Source organism: Stenotrophomonas terrae, assembly GCF_001431465.1.
In the GTDB taxonomy this organism is placed as follows: domain Bacteria; phylum Pseudomonadota; class Gammaproteobacteria; order Xanthomonadales; family Xanthomonadaceae; genus Stenotrophomonas; species Stenotrophomonas terrae.
The window spans coordinates 1-15,682 of the sequence record NZ_LDJJ01000031.1; the positions used below are offsets into that span (position 1 = coordinate 1).

At 64.8% G+C, this 15,682-nt stretch carries 15 protein-coding genes; 12 read left to right on the top strand and 3 right to left on the bottom strand.

What is annotated here, in order from left to right:
• Nucleotides 1–315 precede the first annotated feature (315 nt).
• From pstS to rnt, 10 genes are all read left to right on the top strand, one after another.
• Nucleotides 316–1,404, top strand: a complete 1,089-nt coding sequence (gene pstS / locus ABB27_RS09400) for a phosphate ABC transporter substrate-binding protein PstS (protein ID WP_057628444.1) — start codon at nt 316–318, stop codon at nt 1,402–1,404.
• Nucleotides 1,405–1,550: 146 nt separating this feature from the next.
• Nucleotides 1,551–2,522, top strand: a complete 972-nt coding sequence (gene pstC / locus ABB27_RS09405) for a phosphate ABC transporter permease subunit PstC (RefSeq protein ID WP_057628445.1) — start codon at nt 1,551–1,553, stop codon at nt 2,520–2,522.
• Entirely contained in the window at nt 2,519–3,388 is an 870-nt protein-coding gene (pstA, locus tag ABB27_RS09410; protein WP_172837767.1) for a phosphate ABC transporter permease PstA, read from the top strand. Before pstC ends, pstA begins: the two co-directional genes overlap by 4 nt.
• A gap of 31 nt (nt 3,389–3,419) precedes the next feature.
• Entirely contained in the window at nt 3,420–4,250 is an 831-nt protein-coding gene (gene pstB / locus ABB27_RS09415) for a phosphate ABC transporter ATP-binding protein PstB (RefSeq protein WP_057628447.1), read from the top strand.
• Between the two features lie 152 nt (nt 4,251–4,402).
• On the top strand, nt 4,403–5,110 hold the full coding sequence (phoU, locus tag ABB27_RS09420) for a phosphate signaling complex protein PhoU (protein ID WP_057628448.1): 708 nt from the start codon (nt 4,403–4,405) through the stop codon (nt 5,108–5,110).
• A 198-nt stretch (nt 5,111–5,308) separates the two neighbouring features.
• A complete protein-coding gene (locus ABB27_RS09425; protein WP_057628449.1) occupies nt 5,309–5,701 on the top strand; it encodes an RcnB family protein in 393 nt (130 codons plus the stop codon).
• A gap of 137 nt (nt 5,702–5,838) precedes the next feature.
• Nucleotides 5,839–6,213, top strand: a complete 375-nt coding sequence (locus ABB27_RS20360) for an HvfA family oxazolone/thioamide-modified RiPP metallophore (RefSeq protein WP_057628450.1) — start codon at nt 5,839–5,841, stop codon at nt 6,211–6,213.
• Entirely contained in the window at nt 6,197–7,063 is an 867-nt protein-coding gene (locus ABB27_RS09435; protein WP_244479196.1) for an HvfB family MNIO-type RiPP peptide maturase, read from the top strand. Before ABB27_RS20360 ends, ABB27_RS09435 begins: the two co-directional genes overlap by 17 nt.
• Nucleotides 7,056–7,805: an HvfC family RiPP maturation protein gene (locus tag ABB27_RS09440; protein ID WP_057628451.1), complete on the top strand. Its 750-nt coding sequence runs from the start codon at nt 7,056–7,058 to the stop codon at nt 7,803–7,805. Before ABB27_RS09435 ends, ABB27_RS09440 begins: the two co-directional genes overlap by 8 nt.
• A gap of 311 nt (nt 7,806–8,116) precedes the next feature.
• Nucleotides 8,117–8,713, top strand: a complete 597-nt coding sequence (gene rnt / locus ABB27_RS09445; RefSeq protein WP_211263700.1) for a ribonuclease T — start codon at nt 8,117–8,119, stop codon at nt 8,711–8,713.
• 12 nt (nt 8,714–8,725) lie between these two features.
• Here rnt and ABB27_RS09450 read toward each other — a convergent pair whose 3' ends face one another.
• From ABB27_RS09450 to ABB27_RS09460, 3 genes are all read right to left on the bottom strand, one after another.
• On the bottom strand, nt 8,726–9,529 hold the full coding sequence (locus tag ABB27_RS09450) for a GGDEF domain-containing protein (protein ID WP_057628453.1): 804 nt from the start codon (nt 9,527–9,529) through the stop codon (nt 8,726–8,728).
• A 501-nt stretch (nt 9,530–10,030) separates the two neighbouring features.
• Nucleotides 10,031–11,449 carry an ATP-binding protein gene (locus ABB27_RS09455; RefSeq protein ID WP_057628454.1) on the bottom strand — a complete coding sequence of 473 codons (1,419 nt, stop codon included), beginning with the start codon at nt 11,447–11,449 and terminating at the stop codon, nt 10,031–10,033.
• A complete protein-coding gene (locus tag ABB27_RS09460) occupies nt 11,446–12,174 on the bottom strand; it encodes a response regulator (RefSeq protein ID WP_057628455.1) in 729 nt (242 codons plus the stop codon). The genes ABB27_RS09455 and ABB27_RS09460 overlap by 4 nt, the downstream gene beginning before the upstream one ends.
• 156 nt (nt 12,175–12,330) lie before the next feature.
• On the opposite strand from ABB27_RS09460, the gene ABB27_RS09465 reads away from it, so the two are divergent.
• Complete coding sequence (locus ABB27_RS09465; RefSeq protein WP_484600298.1) at nt 12,331–13,725, top strand: efflux RND transporter periplasmic adaptor subunit; 1,395 nt, start codon at nt 12,331–12,333, stop codon at nt 13,723–13,725.
• The gene (locus tag ABB27_RS09470; protein ID WP_057628456.1) at nt 13,722–15,674 is read left to right on the top strand and encodes a MacB family efflux pump subunit; all 1,953 of its coding nucleotides are present in this window, start codon (nt 13,722–13,724) and stop codon (nt 15,672–15,674) included. The genes ABB27_RS09465 and ABB27_RS09470 overlap by 4 nt, the downstream gene beginning before the upstream one ends.
• The last annotated feature ends 8 nt before the right edge of the window (nt 15,675–15,682 follow it).

Here is a 15,682-nt window from a genome sequence, read left to right on the forward strand (position 1 = left end):
GCCGAGCATGGCTCGGCACAACAGGGCGGCATGGCTTCGGCTTCACCTGTAGAGCGGAGCCATGCTCCGCTGGGGCTTTACCGGTAATGCCTCTGCCGAGCATGGCTCGGCACTACAGGGGCTTTGCGGCGCCGCTCTCGCTGTCATCAAGCTGCCGAATCCCTACCCTGACCCTACCTGCGGCCAACTTTACAGCCATTGATTTTGTTGGCTTTTCCAGATTTTTTTAACGATGTAATCAGGCTGTAACAAAAACATCATTTCATAGCCGCATCCGCCGGCGGTGCCGGCATTTCTCCCGCTATGGAGTGACGCATGAAGCTGCACACGACCGGTCTTGCCGCCCTTTCGCTGGCCATCGCCCTGGGCCTGTCAGCCTGTGGTGACAAGGGTAACCAGGCCGCTTCCGGCCCGGACGCCGCTGGTGCCTCGGCCGCTGCCGCCGGTGACAAGGTTTCCGTCGAAATCTCCGGCGCAGGCGCATCGTTCATCTTCCCGCTGGTGTCCAAGTGGTCGGCCGACTACAACGCCGCCACCGGCGCCAAGATCAATTACCAGTCGATCGGCTCGGGCGGTGGTATCGCCCAGATCAAGGCCGGCACCGTCGACTTCGGCTCGTCCGACAAGCCGCTGTCCACCGAAGAGCTGGCACAGGCTGGCCTGGGCCAGTTCCCGTCGGCGATTGGCGGCGTGGTGCCGGTGGTCAACCTGGAAGGCCTGCAGCCGGGCCAGCTGCGCCTGACCGGCACCCTGCTGGCTGACATCTTCCTGGGCAAGATCAAGACCTGGAACGACAAGGCCATCGTCGATGCCAACCCGGGCGTGACCCTGCCCGACACCAAGATCACCCTGGTGCACCGCTCCGACGGTTCGGGCACCACCTTCAACTTCTCCAACTACCTGTCCAAGGTCAGCGGCGAGTGGAAGGACAAGGTTGGCGAAGGCACCTCGGTGCAGTGGCCGGACGGCGTCGGTGGCAAGGGCAACGAAGGCGTTGCCTCCTACGTGCAGCAGATCAAGGGCTCGGTGGGTTACGTCGAACTGGCCTACGCACTGCAGAACAACATGCCGTACGCCTCGATGCAGAACGCCGCTGGCAGCTGGGTGCAGCCGACCGCAGAAACCTTTGCCGCCGCTGCTGCCAGCGCCGACTGGGCCAATGCCAAGGACTTCAACCTGGTGATCACCAACGCCCCGGGTGCCAATGCCTGGCCGATCACCGCCACCAACTTCATGCTGATGCACAAGCAGCCGAAGGATGCCAAGCGCAGCGCCGATACCCGCGCCTTCTTCAAGTGGGCGTTCGAGAACGGCCAGGCGCAGGCCAACGAACTGCACTACGTGCCGCTGCCGGCCGAGCTGGTGACCCAGATCGAGTCGTACTGGGCTGCCGAGTTCAAGTGATGCGATGACGCGGGTGCGCCGCTGGCGCACCCGCTCTTGTCATTGCGCCATCCCAGTCAAGGCGGGGATGACGATCTCAAAGATTTGTACTCCCCGACATCGGGGACAGAAATACCACCGCATCCTCCTGGGCCCCTGCCGCTGCCATGAATGCCATTGCACCGTCCCTCGCTTCGTCGCCCACTTCGCGCGATCTGCGCGACGCCCGCAACGACCGGCTGTTCCGCTGGTTCCTGATCGCCACGGTGATTTTCGTCCTGGTCGCACTGGCCGGCGCTGCCTTGTCCATGCTCTGGGGCGGCCGCCATGCGCTGCAGGAACAGGGCCTGAGCTTCTTCTACTCCTCCGACTGGAATCCGGTCGAGAACAAGTTCGGTGCGTTGGCACCGATCTACGGCACCATCGTCACCGCCTTGATCGCGATGCTGATCGCGGTGCCGGTGAGCTTCGGCATCGCCTTCTTCCTGACCGAAGTGGCACCGCGCTGGCTGCGTGGCCCGGTTGGCACCGCCATCGAACTGCTGGCCGGCATCCCCTCGATCATCTACGGCATGTGGGGCCTGTTCGTGCTGGTGCCGGTGATGACCCAGTACGTAACACCCTTTCTCAACGAGACGCTGGGCGAATGGCCGATCATCGGCCCATTGTTCCAGGGTCCGCCGCTGGGCATCGGCATGCTCACCGCCGGCTTCGTGCTGGCGATCATGGTCATCCCCTTCATCTCCTCGGTGATGCGTGAGGTCTTCCTCACCGTCCCCACCCGCCTGAAGGAATCGGCCTACGCGCTGGGTTCAACCAAGTGGGAAGTGAGCTGGGACATCGTCCTGCCGTATACCCGCTCGGCGGTGATCGGCGGCGTCTTCCTCGGCCTGGGCCGCGCACTGGGTGAAACCATGGCAGTGGCCTTCGTGATCGGCAACAGCGTGCGCCTTACGCCGTCGCTGCTGGAGCCGGGCACCACCATTGCCGCACTGATCGCCAACGACTTTGGTGAAGCCACCGAAACCTATCGTTCGGCCCTGCTGCTGCTCGGCTTCGTGTTGTTCATCGTCACCTTCGTGGTGCTCGCATTGGCCCGCCTGATGCTGATGCGCCTGTCCCGCAAGGAGGGCAACTGATGTCCGCTTCCGCCTCTGACGCGCTTTACCTGCGCCGCCGCATCACCAATGTCGTGGCCTTGCTGCTGGGCTGCGCCACCGCGCTGTTCGGCCTGTTCTTCCTCGGCTGGATCCTGTGGACGCTGCTGTCCAAGGGCCTGCCCGGCATCAACCTCAATCTGTTTACCAAGATGACGCCGCCGCCCATGCAGGAAGGCGGCCTGCTCAACGCCTTCTTCGGCAGCGCGGTGATGTGTGCACTGGCGATCGGCATCGGCACGCCGCTCGGTGTTGCTGCCGGCACCTGGCTGGCCGAGTACGGCAATGCGCGCAAGGCCGGTACGGTGGTGCGCTTCGTCAATGACATCCTGCTGTCGGCGCCGTCCATCGTGCTCGGCCTGTTCGTCTACACCTTGTATGTGATGCAGACCGGCGGCCAGTTCTCCGCGTTTGCCGGTGCGCTGTCGTTGGCCTTCATCGTGCTGCCGGTGGTGATCCGCACCACCGACGAAATGCTGCGGCTGGTGCCGGTGCAGATGCGCGAAGCCGCGCTGGCGCTGGGCGTGCCGCAGTGGAAGGTGATCATGCAGGTGCTGTACCGCAGTGCCATGGCCGGCATCGTCACCGGCATCCTGCTCGCCCTGGCGCGCATCTCCGGCGAAACCGCACCGCTGCTGTTCACCGCCTTCGGCAACCAGTACTGGAACAGCAACGTGATGCAACCGATGGCTTCGGTGCCGGTGGTGATGAACCAGTTCGCCGGCAGCCCGTATGAATCCTGGCAGGTGCTGGCCTGGGCCGGCGCGCTGGTGCTGACCGTATTCGTGCTGCTGGTCAGCCTCTCTGCGCGTGGCCTGCTGCTGCGCAACCGCATTTCGAACGACTGAACTTAAACGATTGACTGCCATGGACCTTCCCATGAACGACCTCAGCAATGCCGTACCGATGCAGCGCATCGCCGTGCCCGCCGCCAACCAGTCGCTGCACACGCCGGCGCCGGTCAAGCTGGCCGCACGCGGCCTGGATTTCTACTACGACAAGTTCCACGCGCTGAAGAGCATCAACCTGGAAATCCCCGAGAAGCGCGTCACCGCGCTGATCGGCCCGTCCGGTTGCGGCAAGTCCACCCTGCTGCGCATCTTCAACCGCATCTACGCGCTGTATCCCAAGCTCGAAGCCCGCGGTGAGGTGCTGCTGGACGGGGAGAACATCCTCTCGCCGAAGTACCCGATGAACCGCCTGCGCTCCAAGGTTGGCATGGTGTTCCAGAAGCCGGTGCCGTTCCCGATGACCATCTTCGAGAACGTGGCCTACGGCATCCGCCACCACGAGAAGTTGTCCAAGGCCGACATGACCGTCCGCGTGGAAGAGGCCCTGCGCCAGGGTGCGCTGTGGGACGAGGTGAAGGACAAGCTCAACCAGAGTGCGCTGGGCCTGTCCGGCGGCCAGCAGCAGCGCCTGTGTATCGCCCGCGCCGTGGCCCTGCGCCCGGACGTGCTGCTGCTCGACGAGCCGACCTCGGCGCTGGACCCGATCTCCACCAGCCGCATCGAGCAGCTGGTGGAAGAGCTGAAGAACGACTACACCATCGCCATCGTCACCCACAACATGCAGCAGGCAGCGCGCGTGTCCGACTACACCGCCTTCATGTACCTGGGCGACCTGATCGAACACGACCGCACCGAAACCATCTTCTCCAACCCCTCCAAGCAGCAGACCGAGGATTACATCACCGGTCGCTTTGGCTGAGGCCGGCGCGCGGACCGCGCACGGTCCGCAGCCCGCTGGACGCCTGGCCAAGGACGGCCTGGCCGCACTCCGAAGCCAGATGTACGCCATGGACGGCAACGCAGCTCCCGAACGAATGCAGTCCCACCCGAACAGTCTCCAGCGAGCATTCCATGAATCTTCCCAACGACCACATCGTCAAGAGCTATGACGAAGAACAGCAGCGACTGGTGACCGAGATCGTGCGCATGGGCGAAATGTCCGTTGCGCAGCTCGAAGCCGCGCTGGACGTGATCGAGCGCCGCGACGAAAAGGCCGCACAGCGTATCGTCGCCAACGATGAGGCCATCGACCAGCTCGAGCAGCAGATCAGCCACGACGTGATGCGCCTGGCCCTGCGTGGGCCGATGGCCCGCGACCTGCGCGAGATCCTCGCCGGTCTGCGGATTCCGGCCGACATCGAACGTATCGGCGACTACGCCGCCAACGTCGCCAAGCGTTCCATCGCCCTGGCGGCGGTGCCGCCGCTGCCACAGATCCAGGGCGTACGCGCGCTCGGCCGCCTGGCCGCGCAGCAGGTGCGCCGCGCGATGGAAGCCTACCGCGACAACGATGCCGAAGCCGCGCTCAAGCTGCGGGCCGACGACGCACGTCTGGATGCGCAGTACACCGCGCTGTTCCGCGAGTTGCTGACCTACATGATGGAAGACCCGCGCAACATCACCCCGTGCACGCACCTGCTGTTCATGGCCAAGAACCTGGAACGCATTGGTGACCACGCCACCAATATCGCCGAGAACGTCTGGTTCCTGGTGCACGGTGACGCGCCGCTGCCGCCGCGCGAGAAGCGCGACGAAACCAGCACCGTCGATCACGCCTGAGTTTCATCAACGGTGCTGCCGGCAGCGGCAGCACCGGATCCCACCCTCCGCACCCGTCCGCCGCGCTGCACTGCGGCGGGCTGATACAGAGCGGTACAAAGCGATACGCCGCAGATGCCATTTTTAATATCGCATTCACGGGATTTTTCCGAGCATGGACTCGTCCGCAGCACTTCCGCTGCGCACTGAGGAATCCCCATGAAGCGTATCGCCGCCACCGTCCTGAGCCTGTCCCTGTTGGCCTCCGCCACCGCCTTCGCCGGCCCCACCCAGGACCGCGAGCGTGACAACACGCGCCACGACGAGCCGCAACGCAGCACCGCCCCGCACAACCAGAGCCCCGGCAACACCGGCGCGGTACCGGCTGCGCGCAACGGCGCCCAGCATGCGTCGCAGAACAGTGCTCACCATGCTCCCCGCAAGGGCGAGCGCCTGCCGCAGAACCAGCGCGGCAACCGTGTCACCGACTACAACAAGCACGGTCTGCGCAAGCCCGGCCGCGGCAATGAATGGCGCAAGCTTGATGACCGCTATGTGCTGATGGCTGTCGCGACCGGGCTGATCATCGATATCGTCAGCGGTCAGCGCTGATTGGCGCTGCCGCTGGGATCACAACGGGCCCGGTTGGGCCCGTTCTCGTTCCAACGGTGGCAAGGTGACGCCGCTGGCCCGGGCTGCTTGCTAAGCTCCAGCCTCCCCCCGGCCCAACCACTACCGGAGACACCGCAATGGCCATCGACATCCGTAAGCCCACCACCCTCGCCCTGGGCGTTGCCCTGCTCGGCGGCATGGCGGCTCCTGCCTTTGCCATGACCGATCTGGCCCAAGGCTACGCCCTGGGTGCCAGCGCCCAGACCCCACCGACGGCCCAAGCCCAGGCCGCCGCCGCTACCGACCAGGCCGCGGCCGATGCCAGCGCCGATGCCAAACAGAAGGCCGAAGGCAAGTGCGGTGAGGGCAAATGTGGCGAAGGCAAATGCGGCGCCGACAAGGACAAGGCCAAGACCGACGCGGCCAAGACCGAAGGCGAAGCGGCTACCAGCACCGATAAAACCAAGGCCGAAGGCAAATGCGGCGAGGGCAAGTGTGGCGGCAAGCACTAAGCCGGACACGCACGGCCTGCGCAAGCCGGCCCAGGCCAGCGCAGGCCTGGGCTTGCGGCGCTCGCTGCTCGACGCCCTGCAGCAGGCACCGGAAAACGCATTCGATTTCCTCGAATGCGCACCGGATAACTGGATAGGCGTCGGCGGCGCCCTAGGCGAGGCGCTGTCGGCACTGTCGCAGCGGCACTCGCTCAGCTGCCACGGCCTGTCCTTGTCACTGGGCGGCCCGGCCCCCCTGGATGTGGAATTCCTCGCGCGTACCCGGCGCTTCCTCGACCAGCACCGGGTAGCGCTGTACAGCGAGCACCTGAGCTGGTGCAGCGATGACGGCCAGCTCTATGAACTGCTGCCGTTGCCGTTCACCGCCGAAACCGTCCACCACGTGGCTGCACGCATCCGTCAGGCGCAGGACATCCTTGGTCGCCGCATCGCCGTGGAAAACGCTTCCTACTACGCCGTACCTGCAGCCGACATGGACGAGGCCGACTTCATCAACGCCGTGCTCAACGAGGCCGATTGCGACCTGCTGCTGGACGTCAACAATGTGTACGTCAATGCCATCAACCATGGCTATGACGCCCGCGCCTTTCTTGCACGGCTGCCCTCGCAGCGCATTGCCAGCTACCACATTGCCGGCCACCACGATGAAACAGAAGACCTGAAGATCGACACCCATGGCATGCCGGTCAAAGGCGATGTCTGGCAGTTGCTGGCCGATACCTATGCCATGCACGGGGTGCGCCCCACCTTGCTGGAACGCGATTTCAACTTCCCGCCCTTGCCCGAACTGCTGGCCGAGATAGGCCGGATCCGTGAGCTGCAACATGCCCGGATCGGCTCCCATGACTGAGTCTCTGGCCGCGCTGCAGAAGCGCTTCGCCGCGCACCTGCGTGATCCGCAGCAACAGCCTGCCCCGCCAGGCATAGCCCCTGCACGCATGCAGGTTTACCGCGAGCTGTACTTCAACAATATCCAAAGCTTGCTGACGGCCAATTTCCCGGTGATCGCACGCAGCCTGGTGGTGCCGCGATGGCAGCAGCTGGTGCGCGCGTTCTGCCGCGAGCACCGCGCACAGACCCCGCTGTTTCCAGAGATCGGGCAGGAGTTCATCGCCTTCCTCGACCAGCGCAGCGTCGACCCGGAAGCGCCCTGGTTGCTTGAACTGGCCCATTACGAGTGGATCGAACTGGCCCTCAAAATCAGCGACGCAGCGCTGCCGGCACATGATCCACACGGCGACCTGCTGGCCGGCAGCCCGGTGCTTTCCCCCTGCTGCCGCGCCCTCGCCTACCACTGGCCGGTGCATAGGATTGGTCTGGAATATCAACCCTGCCAGCCACCGTTGCAGCCGACCCTGCTGCTGGCCCGCCGCCAGACCGATGGCGACATCGCGTTCTCCGAACTGTCGCCCTTGCTGTATCGGCTGCTGGAACGGCTGGAACAGTTTCCTGCGCTCAGCGGGCGTGAGCAGCTGCGGGAATTGGCGCTTGAGGCCGGCACGCAGTCGGATGAGGCCTTCATCGAAAACGGCGCGGCGATGCTGCAGCAGCTAAGGGACAAGGGCTGCCTGCTGGGCAGCGCGGCGCCCTGACTTTGACGGAGGGTTTGATTGTCCGCATTGATTGGCTGAAGGCTTGAACCCCTTCTGTCCGCGGCAACGATGCGCTCCCTCGCTCGGCCGAAGGCCTAGGGGAGGGTTGGGGAGGGGTTGGCGGCTTACGCCTCTCCCGCAGGTTTTGGTGGGAAAGCCCCTGCCGAGCATGGCTCGGCACTACATTGCCCATGCCGCTCCTGTACGCCGGTCGCGGGCGCTCGCTGACACGGCCGCTTGACCCGCTCTGCTACCCTATTGCGATGAACGACTCTGCTGAACCCTCGCTGCCCCGTCCTGCCTACACGCCCATGGCGCAGCGCTTCCGCGGCTTTTTGCCGGTGGTGGTGGACGTGGAAACCGGTGGCTTCGACTGCAATCGCCATGCGCTGCTTGAGATCGCCGCCGTGCCGGTGGAGATGGACGAGAACGGCCTGCTGTATCCCGGCCAGACCGCCAGCGCGCATGTGATCCCGGCCGAAGGCACCGAAATCGACCCCAAATCGCTGGAAGTCACCGGCATCGTACTTGACCACCCGTTCCGCTTGGCCAAGCCCGAGCGCGAGGCGTTGGAACACGTGTTCGCACCGATCCGCGCGGCGATGAAAAAGTATCACTGCCAACGCGCGATCCTGGTCGGCCACAACGCCCATTTCGACCTGAACTTCGTAAATGCCACCGTTGCCCGCAGCGGCCACAAACGCAATCCGTTCCACCCTTTCAGCGTGTTCGATACGGTGACCCTGGCCGGCGTGGCCTATGGCCAGACCGTGCTCGCACGTTCGGTACAGGCAGCCGGTTTTGAATGGGATGCCAGTGAAGCGCATAGCGCGGTATACGACACCGAGCAGACCGCACGCCTGTTCTGCAAGATCGTCAACGCCTGGCCCACCACAACCGCCAGCTGAGCGGCGGGGCACTCAGGCCGTGCAGGTGCGCGCGCGACCTTCCCTTTTCGCCGTTGCCAGCGCGTTCTTTGCGCGCTGGTAGAACAGCACGGGTGCCTGGTCGTCTTCGTGCAGCTGCACCACCCCGGCACTGAAACTGACCTTGATGTCGCCGGCCTCGTGGCCGCCCCACTCCACATACTGAGCAAACAGGCGCTGCAGCCGCTGACAGGCGATCTCTGCTTCCGGCAATGCGGTGTCGGTCAACAACACCGCGAATTCCTTGTTGCCCAACCGCGCCGGCATGTCCGAGGCACGCAGGCTGCGCCGCATCAGCTCACCTACTTCGCATAGCACCAGGTCACCGACCGCGCGCGACCACTGCGCATTGATCTGCTTGAGGTGATCGATGCTCAGCACCACCAAGCTCAGTGCGCGGCCGGCGCGACGGGCGACGGCCATGTCACGTGCCAGCACTTCGTCAAACGCACGGCGATTGGGCAGCCCACTGAGATCATCCTCGTTGGCCAGGCGCTCGAACGCATCGGCCTGTTCGCGCAGCTTGAGCTCAAGCTCGGCTTTTTCAAGCAGGGTGGCTTCCAAATGCTTGTTCTGTTGGCGCAATTCGTCGGACTGGGCCAGCGCCTGCGCCGACAGGAGTTGCGCCTGGCTGCGTTGCTGCCGGAACCGCATTCCCAGCCACAGCAGCCCCACGATCAACAGCAGGCACAGGCCACCGAGCAGCGCCGGTGCCGATAGCGCCGCAACTACAGGCTGCGGCTGGAAAGCTCTGCTCCCGGCCTGCGCCCACGCCGGCAATGCAGCGTATCCGCCCAAGATGATCAGCGCCCCAAGACCTCGATTTGCAAAGACCGCCCCCTTGCTCCCCAACGCGCGCGTGCTGACGCCCGGGCGGGTAACCAGATTCTTCTCTGCTGCCATCGTTCATGCCCCAAGCTGATCTGGCGATACTAGCAAACACTTACGGTAGATCAGCGATGAAGATCACGTTGGCGAACGCCGAAACAATTGCATAGTGCGGATGGTGCGGTCGGCACGAGTCTGGCCGGGAAGGTAGAAGACCACATCGATCCCCGCGACAGATCCCTGCGCTCGGGATGCCATAGATGTGCGGGTCGATGGGATCTGTGGCTTCGCGGCTTGCGCCGCTCCCACATCAGCTGCGGGATGGCGATCTTTGGGAGCGGCGTGAGCCGCGAAGCTGGTGGTCTGGCAGATCACGGCAACAGCCCCCTGCGCTCGATGTGCCCCTGCTGGGCGGGTTGCAGGCACGCCGGTGGAATCGGTGGCTTCGCGGCATACGTCGCTCCCACAAGCTCAGGCAGTGCCTGTATGGGCTGTGGCCCATTGTGGGGCTTCCCAACGGACGACGGCTTCCAGGCCACCTTCGGGATGGTTGCGCAGCGTCAGGCTGGCGCCATCCTTCTCGGCCAGGGCGCGGGCAATGGTCAGGCCCAGGCCGGCACCGCCAGTCTCCCGCGAGCGCGAGGTTTCCAGCCGCAGGAATGGGGTGAATACCGCCTCCAGCTCCTCCTCGGCCAGGCCCGGCCCATTGTCACGCACCCGCACCTCCACCGCATCGCCTTCGCGGCGTGCGCTCACATGGGCGGCATGACCGTACTTCACCGCGTTGTCCACCAGATTGGAGAACAGCCGCCGCATCGCCAGCGGGCGCAGCATCAACACGGCGCCACAGCCTTGCTGCAACAGCGCGTCGTGGCCGGACTCAGCCGCATCCTCGACCACGCTCTCCAGCAGCGAATCCAGATCCAGCGCCGCACGTTGCTCGGCACTTTCGGCACTGCGCGCCAGCTCCAGACCTTCACGGATCAGGGCCTGCATCGCCGCAAGATCACCGATCAGCCGCTCGCGCAACTGCTCGTCCTGCACGTTCTCCAGCCGCAGTCGCAGTCGCGTTGATGGCGTCTGCAGGTCGTGGGTGATGGCCGCCAGCATCTGCGTACGTTCGCCCAGGTGCCTTTGCAATCGTTTCTGCATGGCATTGAATGCCTCGGCGGCACGCTGCACTTCCAGTGGGCCTGACACCGGCAGCGGTTCGCGCTGCAGGTCATGACCGAGCTCGGTGGCATGGTTTGCCAGCCGTTGCAGCGGTGAGCTGGCGATGCGTGCCACCACGTACGCCAGCAGGCCGATCGCCAGCACCAGTAGCGACAGGAACCAGGGATCAAAGGCCGATGCCGAACGCCGCGCCACCGCCGGGTATTCCAGCGCCAGCCGCAGCGGCGTGCCATCGGTAAGTTTCAGCTCCACCAGCCGGCAGCGCGGCGGGGTGAATGCCGGATCCCGTTCACGCTCGCGCCGCTGGGTCGAGCGCGGCCCCCGTTCCGGCGGTGGCAGAAACTCCGGCAACGGCGGCATGCAGGCACGAAAACTGCTGGCGCGTACCTGTGCGCCGGCAAGCGCCCCGCCCCGTGCAGCCAGCACCTCCATCAAGGCAGTGTCCACATCGCCTACGCGGAAGTCGCCTTTCACCTCACGCACATTCGGCCCGCCAACGGCCAGCAAGCGGCTGCGCAGTTCCGGGTTGGCATCCAACAGATTGACGAAACCCTGCAGGCGGTCGGCGATGCGGGCAAGATTCTGCCGCTCGAACTCCTGCTGCCTGCGCGATTCGGCCAGCAAGGTCGCACCTATCGCCGCCACCATCATGCCGACCAGCAGGATCACAAACAGTCGCCCCGCCATCGACGACAGAAACAGGCGCAGCCGCTTCATTCCAGGGTCACCGCGCTGGCAAATACATAGCCTTCGTTGCGCACCGTCTTGATAAGACCATCGGCGCCGCCGGCATCCCCCAGCTTCTGCCGCAAGCGGCTGATCTGCAGGTCGGTGGCTCGGTCCTGTGATTCATAGTTGCGGCCACTGCTCAGCGACACCAGTTGTTCCCGCGAAAGCACCTTGTTGGCATGCGCCACCAGCACCCGCAGCAGCCGGAACTCGGCGCCGGACAACATCACCACACGCTTGGCCGGGTCGATCAAATGGCGGTGTTCCAGATCGAACACCCAGCCTGAAAACACCGCCCTGCGCATCGCCAGCGGCTCCATATTGGTCGGCAGGGCCTCGGTACGCCGCAATACGTTGCGGATGCGTGCCAGCAGTTCGCGCGGCTCGAACGGCTTGGCCAGGTAATCATCCGCGCCCATTTCCAGGCCCAGCACGCGATCGATCGGTTCGCTGCGCGCGGTCAACATGATCACCGGCGTGGTCGAACGCACACGCAGCTCGCGGCACAGCGCCAAGCCATCTTCGCGCGGCAGGTTCAGGTCCAGCACGATCAGATCGATGTGCTCGCGCGTCAGCACCTGGCGCATCTCGTTGCCATCGGCCGCCGTGCTCACCGCATAGCCTGCCCGGCCCAGTTGCTCGGCCAGCAGGCTGCGGATGTCACTGTCGTCGTCTACCACCAGCAAGCGGTGCAAGGTCTGTATGTCCGTCATGGGGCAATGATCCATGCTAGCGGATCGTTGTGCGCGCCCGTGCATGTATCACCAGGTATCAGCGCCGGCTGCTGATACATGCCGATACATGTCAGCCTGAACCTGATACACGCCGACACACACTGTGCCTTGAGGCTGAACAGGCTGCTGGCCACACTGGATCTCGACGCCGCCACCGCGGCCAATGAGTGTCCAACCACCGTGAAGCTGCTGCCCTCCTCCCGCCGCAACCGCATCCTGCTTGCCGTCGCCTTCGTCGCCCTGATCGCCGGCGGCGCGTTCTGGGCCACGCGCAAGCCGGCCGCCCCTTCGATGGCGACCTCGCCGGTCAGCCGTGGCGATCTGGAGCAGACCGTCGATGCCACCGGTGTGATCGATGCCTACAAGCTGGTCAGCGTGGGCGCGCAGGCCTCGGGCCAGATCAAGCTGCTCAAGGTGCAGCTGGGCGACGTGGTCAAACAGGGCGACCTGATCGCCGAGATCGACTCGGTCACCCAGGAGAACAGCCTCAAGAACGCCGAGGCCGCGCTGGAAAACATCCGCGCCCAGCGCGCAGTGCAGACCGCCTCTCTGAAGGAATCCGAGCTGGCCTTTGCCCGCCAGAAGGAAATGCTCGCCGCCGAGGCCACTTCACGCGCCGAGTTCGAGTCGGCCGAGGCCAACCTGGCCAGTACCCGCGCCCAGATCCGCGCGCTCGACGCGCAGATCCGGCAGCGCGAAACCGAACTGGGTACCGCCCAGGCCAACCTCGGCTACACCCGCATCACCGCGCCCATCGACGGCACCGTGGTGGCGGTGGTGGCTGAGGAAGGCCGCACCGTCAACGCCAACCAGTCCGCACCAACCATCGTCAAGCTGGCACGGCTGGATCTGGTCACGGTCAACGCCGAGATCTCCGAAGCTGATGTGGTCAAGGTCAAGCCCGGCATGCCGGTGTACTTCACCATCCTTGGCAACCCCAATCACCGCTACCAGGCCACCCTGCGCACGGTGAACCCGGCGCCAGCCTCGATCAGCACCGACAGCACCAGTTCCAGCAGCTCGTCCTCGTCCAGCTCCAGCACCGCCGTGTACTACAACGCGCTGTTCGACGTCGAGAACCCGGACGGCACGCTGCGCATCGACATGACCGCGCAGGTATCGGTGATGTTGGCCCAAGCCAAGGATGCCCTGCTGATCCCCACCGTCGCGCTAGGCCCCAAGGTACCGGAAGGCGGACGTGGTGGTGGTGCCGGTGCAGCCGCCGGCAACGGTGAGCAACGCGCCGCCCGCAGCAAGCAGGAAGCCCAGCGCCAGCAGCGCCGCCAGCCCGATGCCGCCGAGCTGGCCAAGAGCAACAGCTACATGGTGCGGGTAGTCAACAAGGACGGCCAGCCGGAGCCGCGCAGGATCAGGATCGGCCTCAACAACGGTTCCAACGTTGAAGTAGTGGAAGGCTTGAGCGAAGGCGAGCTGGTCGTGGTCGGTGAAGTCAGCGATGCCGACAAGAGCAGCACGCGCAGCAACCAGCGCAGCCCGATGGGCCCGATGATGGGTGGTCCACGCCGATGAGCCAGCCGCTGCTGCAACTGCGCGACCTGCGCCGCGAGTTTCCCGCCGGCGAGGAGACCATCGCCGTGCTCAAGGACGTCAATCTCGACATCCACGCCGGCGAAATGGTTGCCATCGTTGGCCAGTCCGGTTCGGGCAAGTCGACGCTGATGAACATCCTCGGCTGCCTGGACCGCCCCACTGTCGGCTCGTACAAGGTGGCCGGTCGCGAAACCGGGCACATGCAACCCGATGAGCTGGCCGAACTGCGTCGTGAGCACTTCGGTTTCATCTTCCAGCGCTACCATCTGCTCGGCGACCTGGATGCACGCGGCAACGTGGAAGTACCTGCGATCTACGCCGGCACCCCGGCAGACGCTCGCCGCAGCCGTGCCGAAGCCCTGCTCGCGCGCCTGGGCTTGAGTGACCGCATGGGCCACAAGCCGGGCCAGCTGTCCGGTGGCCAGCAGCAGCGCGTCTCGATCGCGCGTGCGCTGATGAACGGCGGTGAGGTGATCCTGGCCGATGAACCCACCGGCGCGCTGGACAGCGCCTCGGGCGAGGAAGTGATGAATATCCTCGGCGAGCTGCATGCCGAAGGCCAGACCATCATCATCGTCACCCACGACATGCAGGTCGCCGAGCACGCGCAGCGCATCATCGAGATCCACGACGGCGTAATCGTCGCCGACCGCCGCAACGACAAAGTGCCGGCGTTGAAGACCCTGGAGCGCCCTGCCCCGGTCAAAACCGGCGGCAGTGCCTTCCAGGCCGCGCGTGATCGCTTTGTCGAAGCCTTCCGCATGGCCTTGCTGGCAATGAACGCACATCGCCTGCGCACCTTCCTGACCATGCTCGGCATCATCATCGGTATCGCCTCGGTGGTATCGGTGGTGGCAATGGGCAATGGCTCGCAGCAGCAGATCCTGCAGAACATCTCCTCGCTGGGCACCAATACCATCGACGTATATCCGGGCCGCGGCTTCGGCGACATGCGCTCCGCTCGCGTGCAGACGCTCAAAAGCAGTGATGCTGAAGCGCTGGCCACGCAGAGTTATATCGACAGCGTCACTCCCAGCGTCTCCAGCTCGGTGACCGCACGGGTCGGCAACAAGGCCGCCTCGGCGCAGGTCGCCGGCATCGGTGACCAGTACTTCCGGGTCAAGGGCATGACACTGGTGAGTGGCCGCTACTTCGACGCCAGCGAGGTCAAGGGCCTGGCGCAGGTTGTGGTGATCGATGAGAACACCCGTAGCCAGCTGTTCGGCAGCGATGATCCACTCGGCCAGGTGGTGCTGTTGGGCAATGTACCAGCGCGGGTGATCGGGGTGGCCAAGCGTCAATCGATGGGCTTTGGTGGCAGCACCAACCTCAGCGTGTGGGTGCCTTACACCACGGTGATGGCGCGCATGCTGGGCCAGACCTACCTAAGCAGCATCACCTTGCGGGTGAGGGACGACACGCCGATGGATGCGGCGCAATCGGCCATCACCAAGCTGTTGACCCTGCGTCACGGCACCGAGGACTTCTTCCTCAGCAACACCGCCGAGATCCGCGAAACCATCGAGTCCACAACCAAAACCATGACCCTGCTGATCGGCGCCATTGCCGCGATTGCCCTGGTGGTGGGCGGGATCGGCGTGATGAACATCATGCTGGTGTCGGTGACCGAGCGTACCCGCGAGATCGGCGTGCGCATGGCCGTGGGCGCGCGACAGAGCGATATCCGCCAGCAGTTCCTGATCGAGGCGGTGCTGGTGTGCCTGCTCGGCGGCGTGCTCGGCATTGTGTTGGCGCTGTCCATCGGCTGGGCGTTCCAGACCTTTGGCGCCAGCTTCACCTTGATGTTCTCCACCGGCTCGATCATTGCCGCCTTCGCCTGTTCGACCCTGATCGGCGTGGCATTCGGCTTCCTGCCGGCCCGCAATGCCGCCCAACTGGATCCGGTGGAGGCATTGGCCCGCGAATGAAGAAGACC

Bases quoted from the DNA above. Each gene is read 5' to 3' on its own strand.
- ABB27_RS09470 (WP_057628456.1), top strand. From the start codon at position 13,722: ATGAGCCAGCCGCTGCTGCAACTGCGCGACCTGCGCCGCGAGTTTCCC.
- rnt (WP_211263700.1), top strand. From the start codon at position 8,117: ATGGCGCAGCGCTTCCGCGGCTTTTTGCCGGTGGTGGTGGACGTGGAA.
- ABB27_RS09425 (WP_057628449.1), top strand. From the start codon at position 5,309: ATGAAGCGTATCGCCGCCACCGTCCTGAGCCTGTCCCTGTTGGCCTCC.
- ABB27_RS09455 (WP_057628454.1), bottom strand. From the start codon at position 11,449: ATGAAGCGGCTGCGCCTGTTTCTGTCGTCGATGGCGGGGCGACTGTTT.
- phoU (WP_057628448.1), top strand. From the start codon at position 4,403: ATGAATCTTCCCAACGACCACATCGTCAAGAGCTATGACGAAGAACAG.
- pstB (WP_057628447.1), top strand. From the start codon at position 3,420: ATGAACGACCTCAGCAATGCCGTACCGATGCAGCGCATCGCCGTGCCC.
- ABB27_RS09460 (WP_057628455.1), bottom strand. From the start codon at position 12,174: ATGACGGACATACAGACCTTGCACCGCTTGCTGGTGGTAGACGACGAC.
- pstC (WP_057628445.1), top strand. From the start codon at position 1,551: ATGAATGCCATTGCACCGTCCCTCGCTTCGTCGCCCACTTCGCGCGAT.
- pstS (WP_057628444.1), top strand. From the start codon at position 316: ATGAAGCTGCACACGACCGGTCTTGCCGCCCTTTCGCTGGCCATCGCC.
- ABB27_RS09440 (WP_057628451.1), top strand. From the start codon at position 7,056: ATGACTGAGTCTCTGGCCGCGCTGCAGAAGCGCTTCGCCGCGCACCTG.
- ABB27_RS20360 (WP_057628450.1), top strand. From the start codon at position 5,839: ATGGCCATCGACATCCGTAAGCCCACCACCCTCGCCCTGGGCGTTGCC.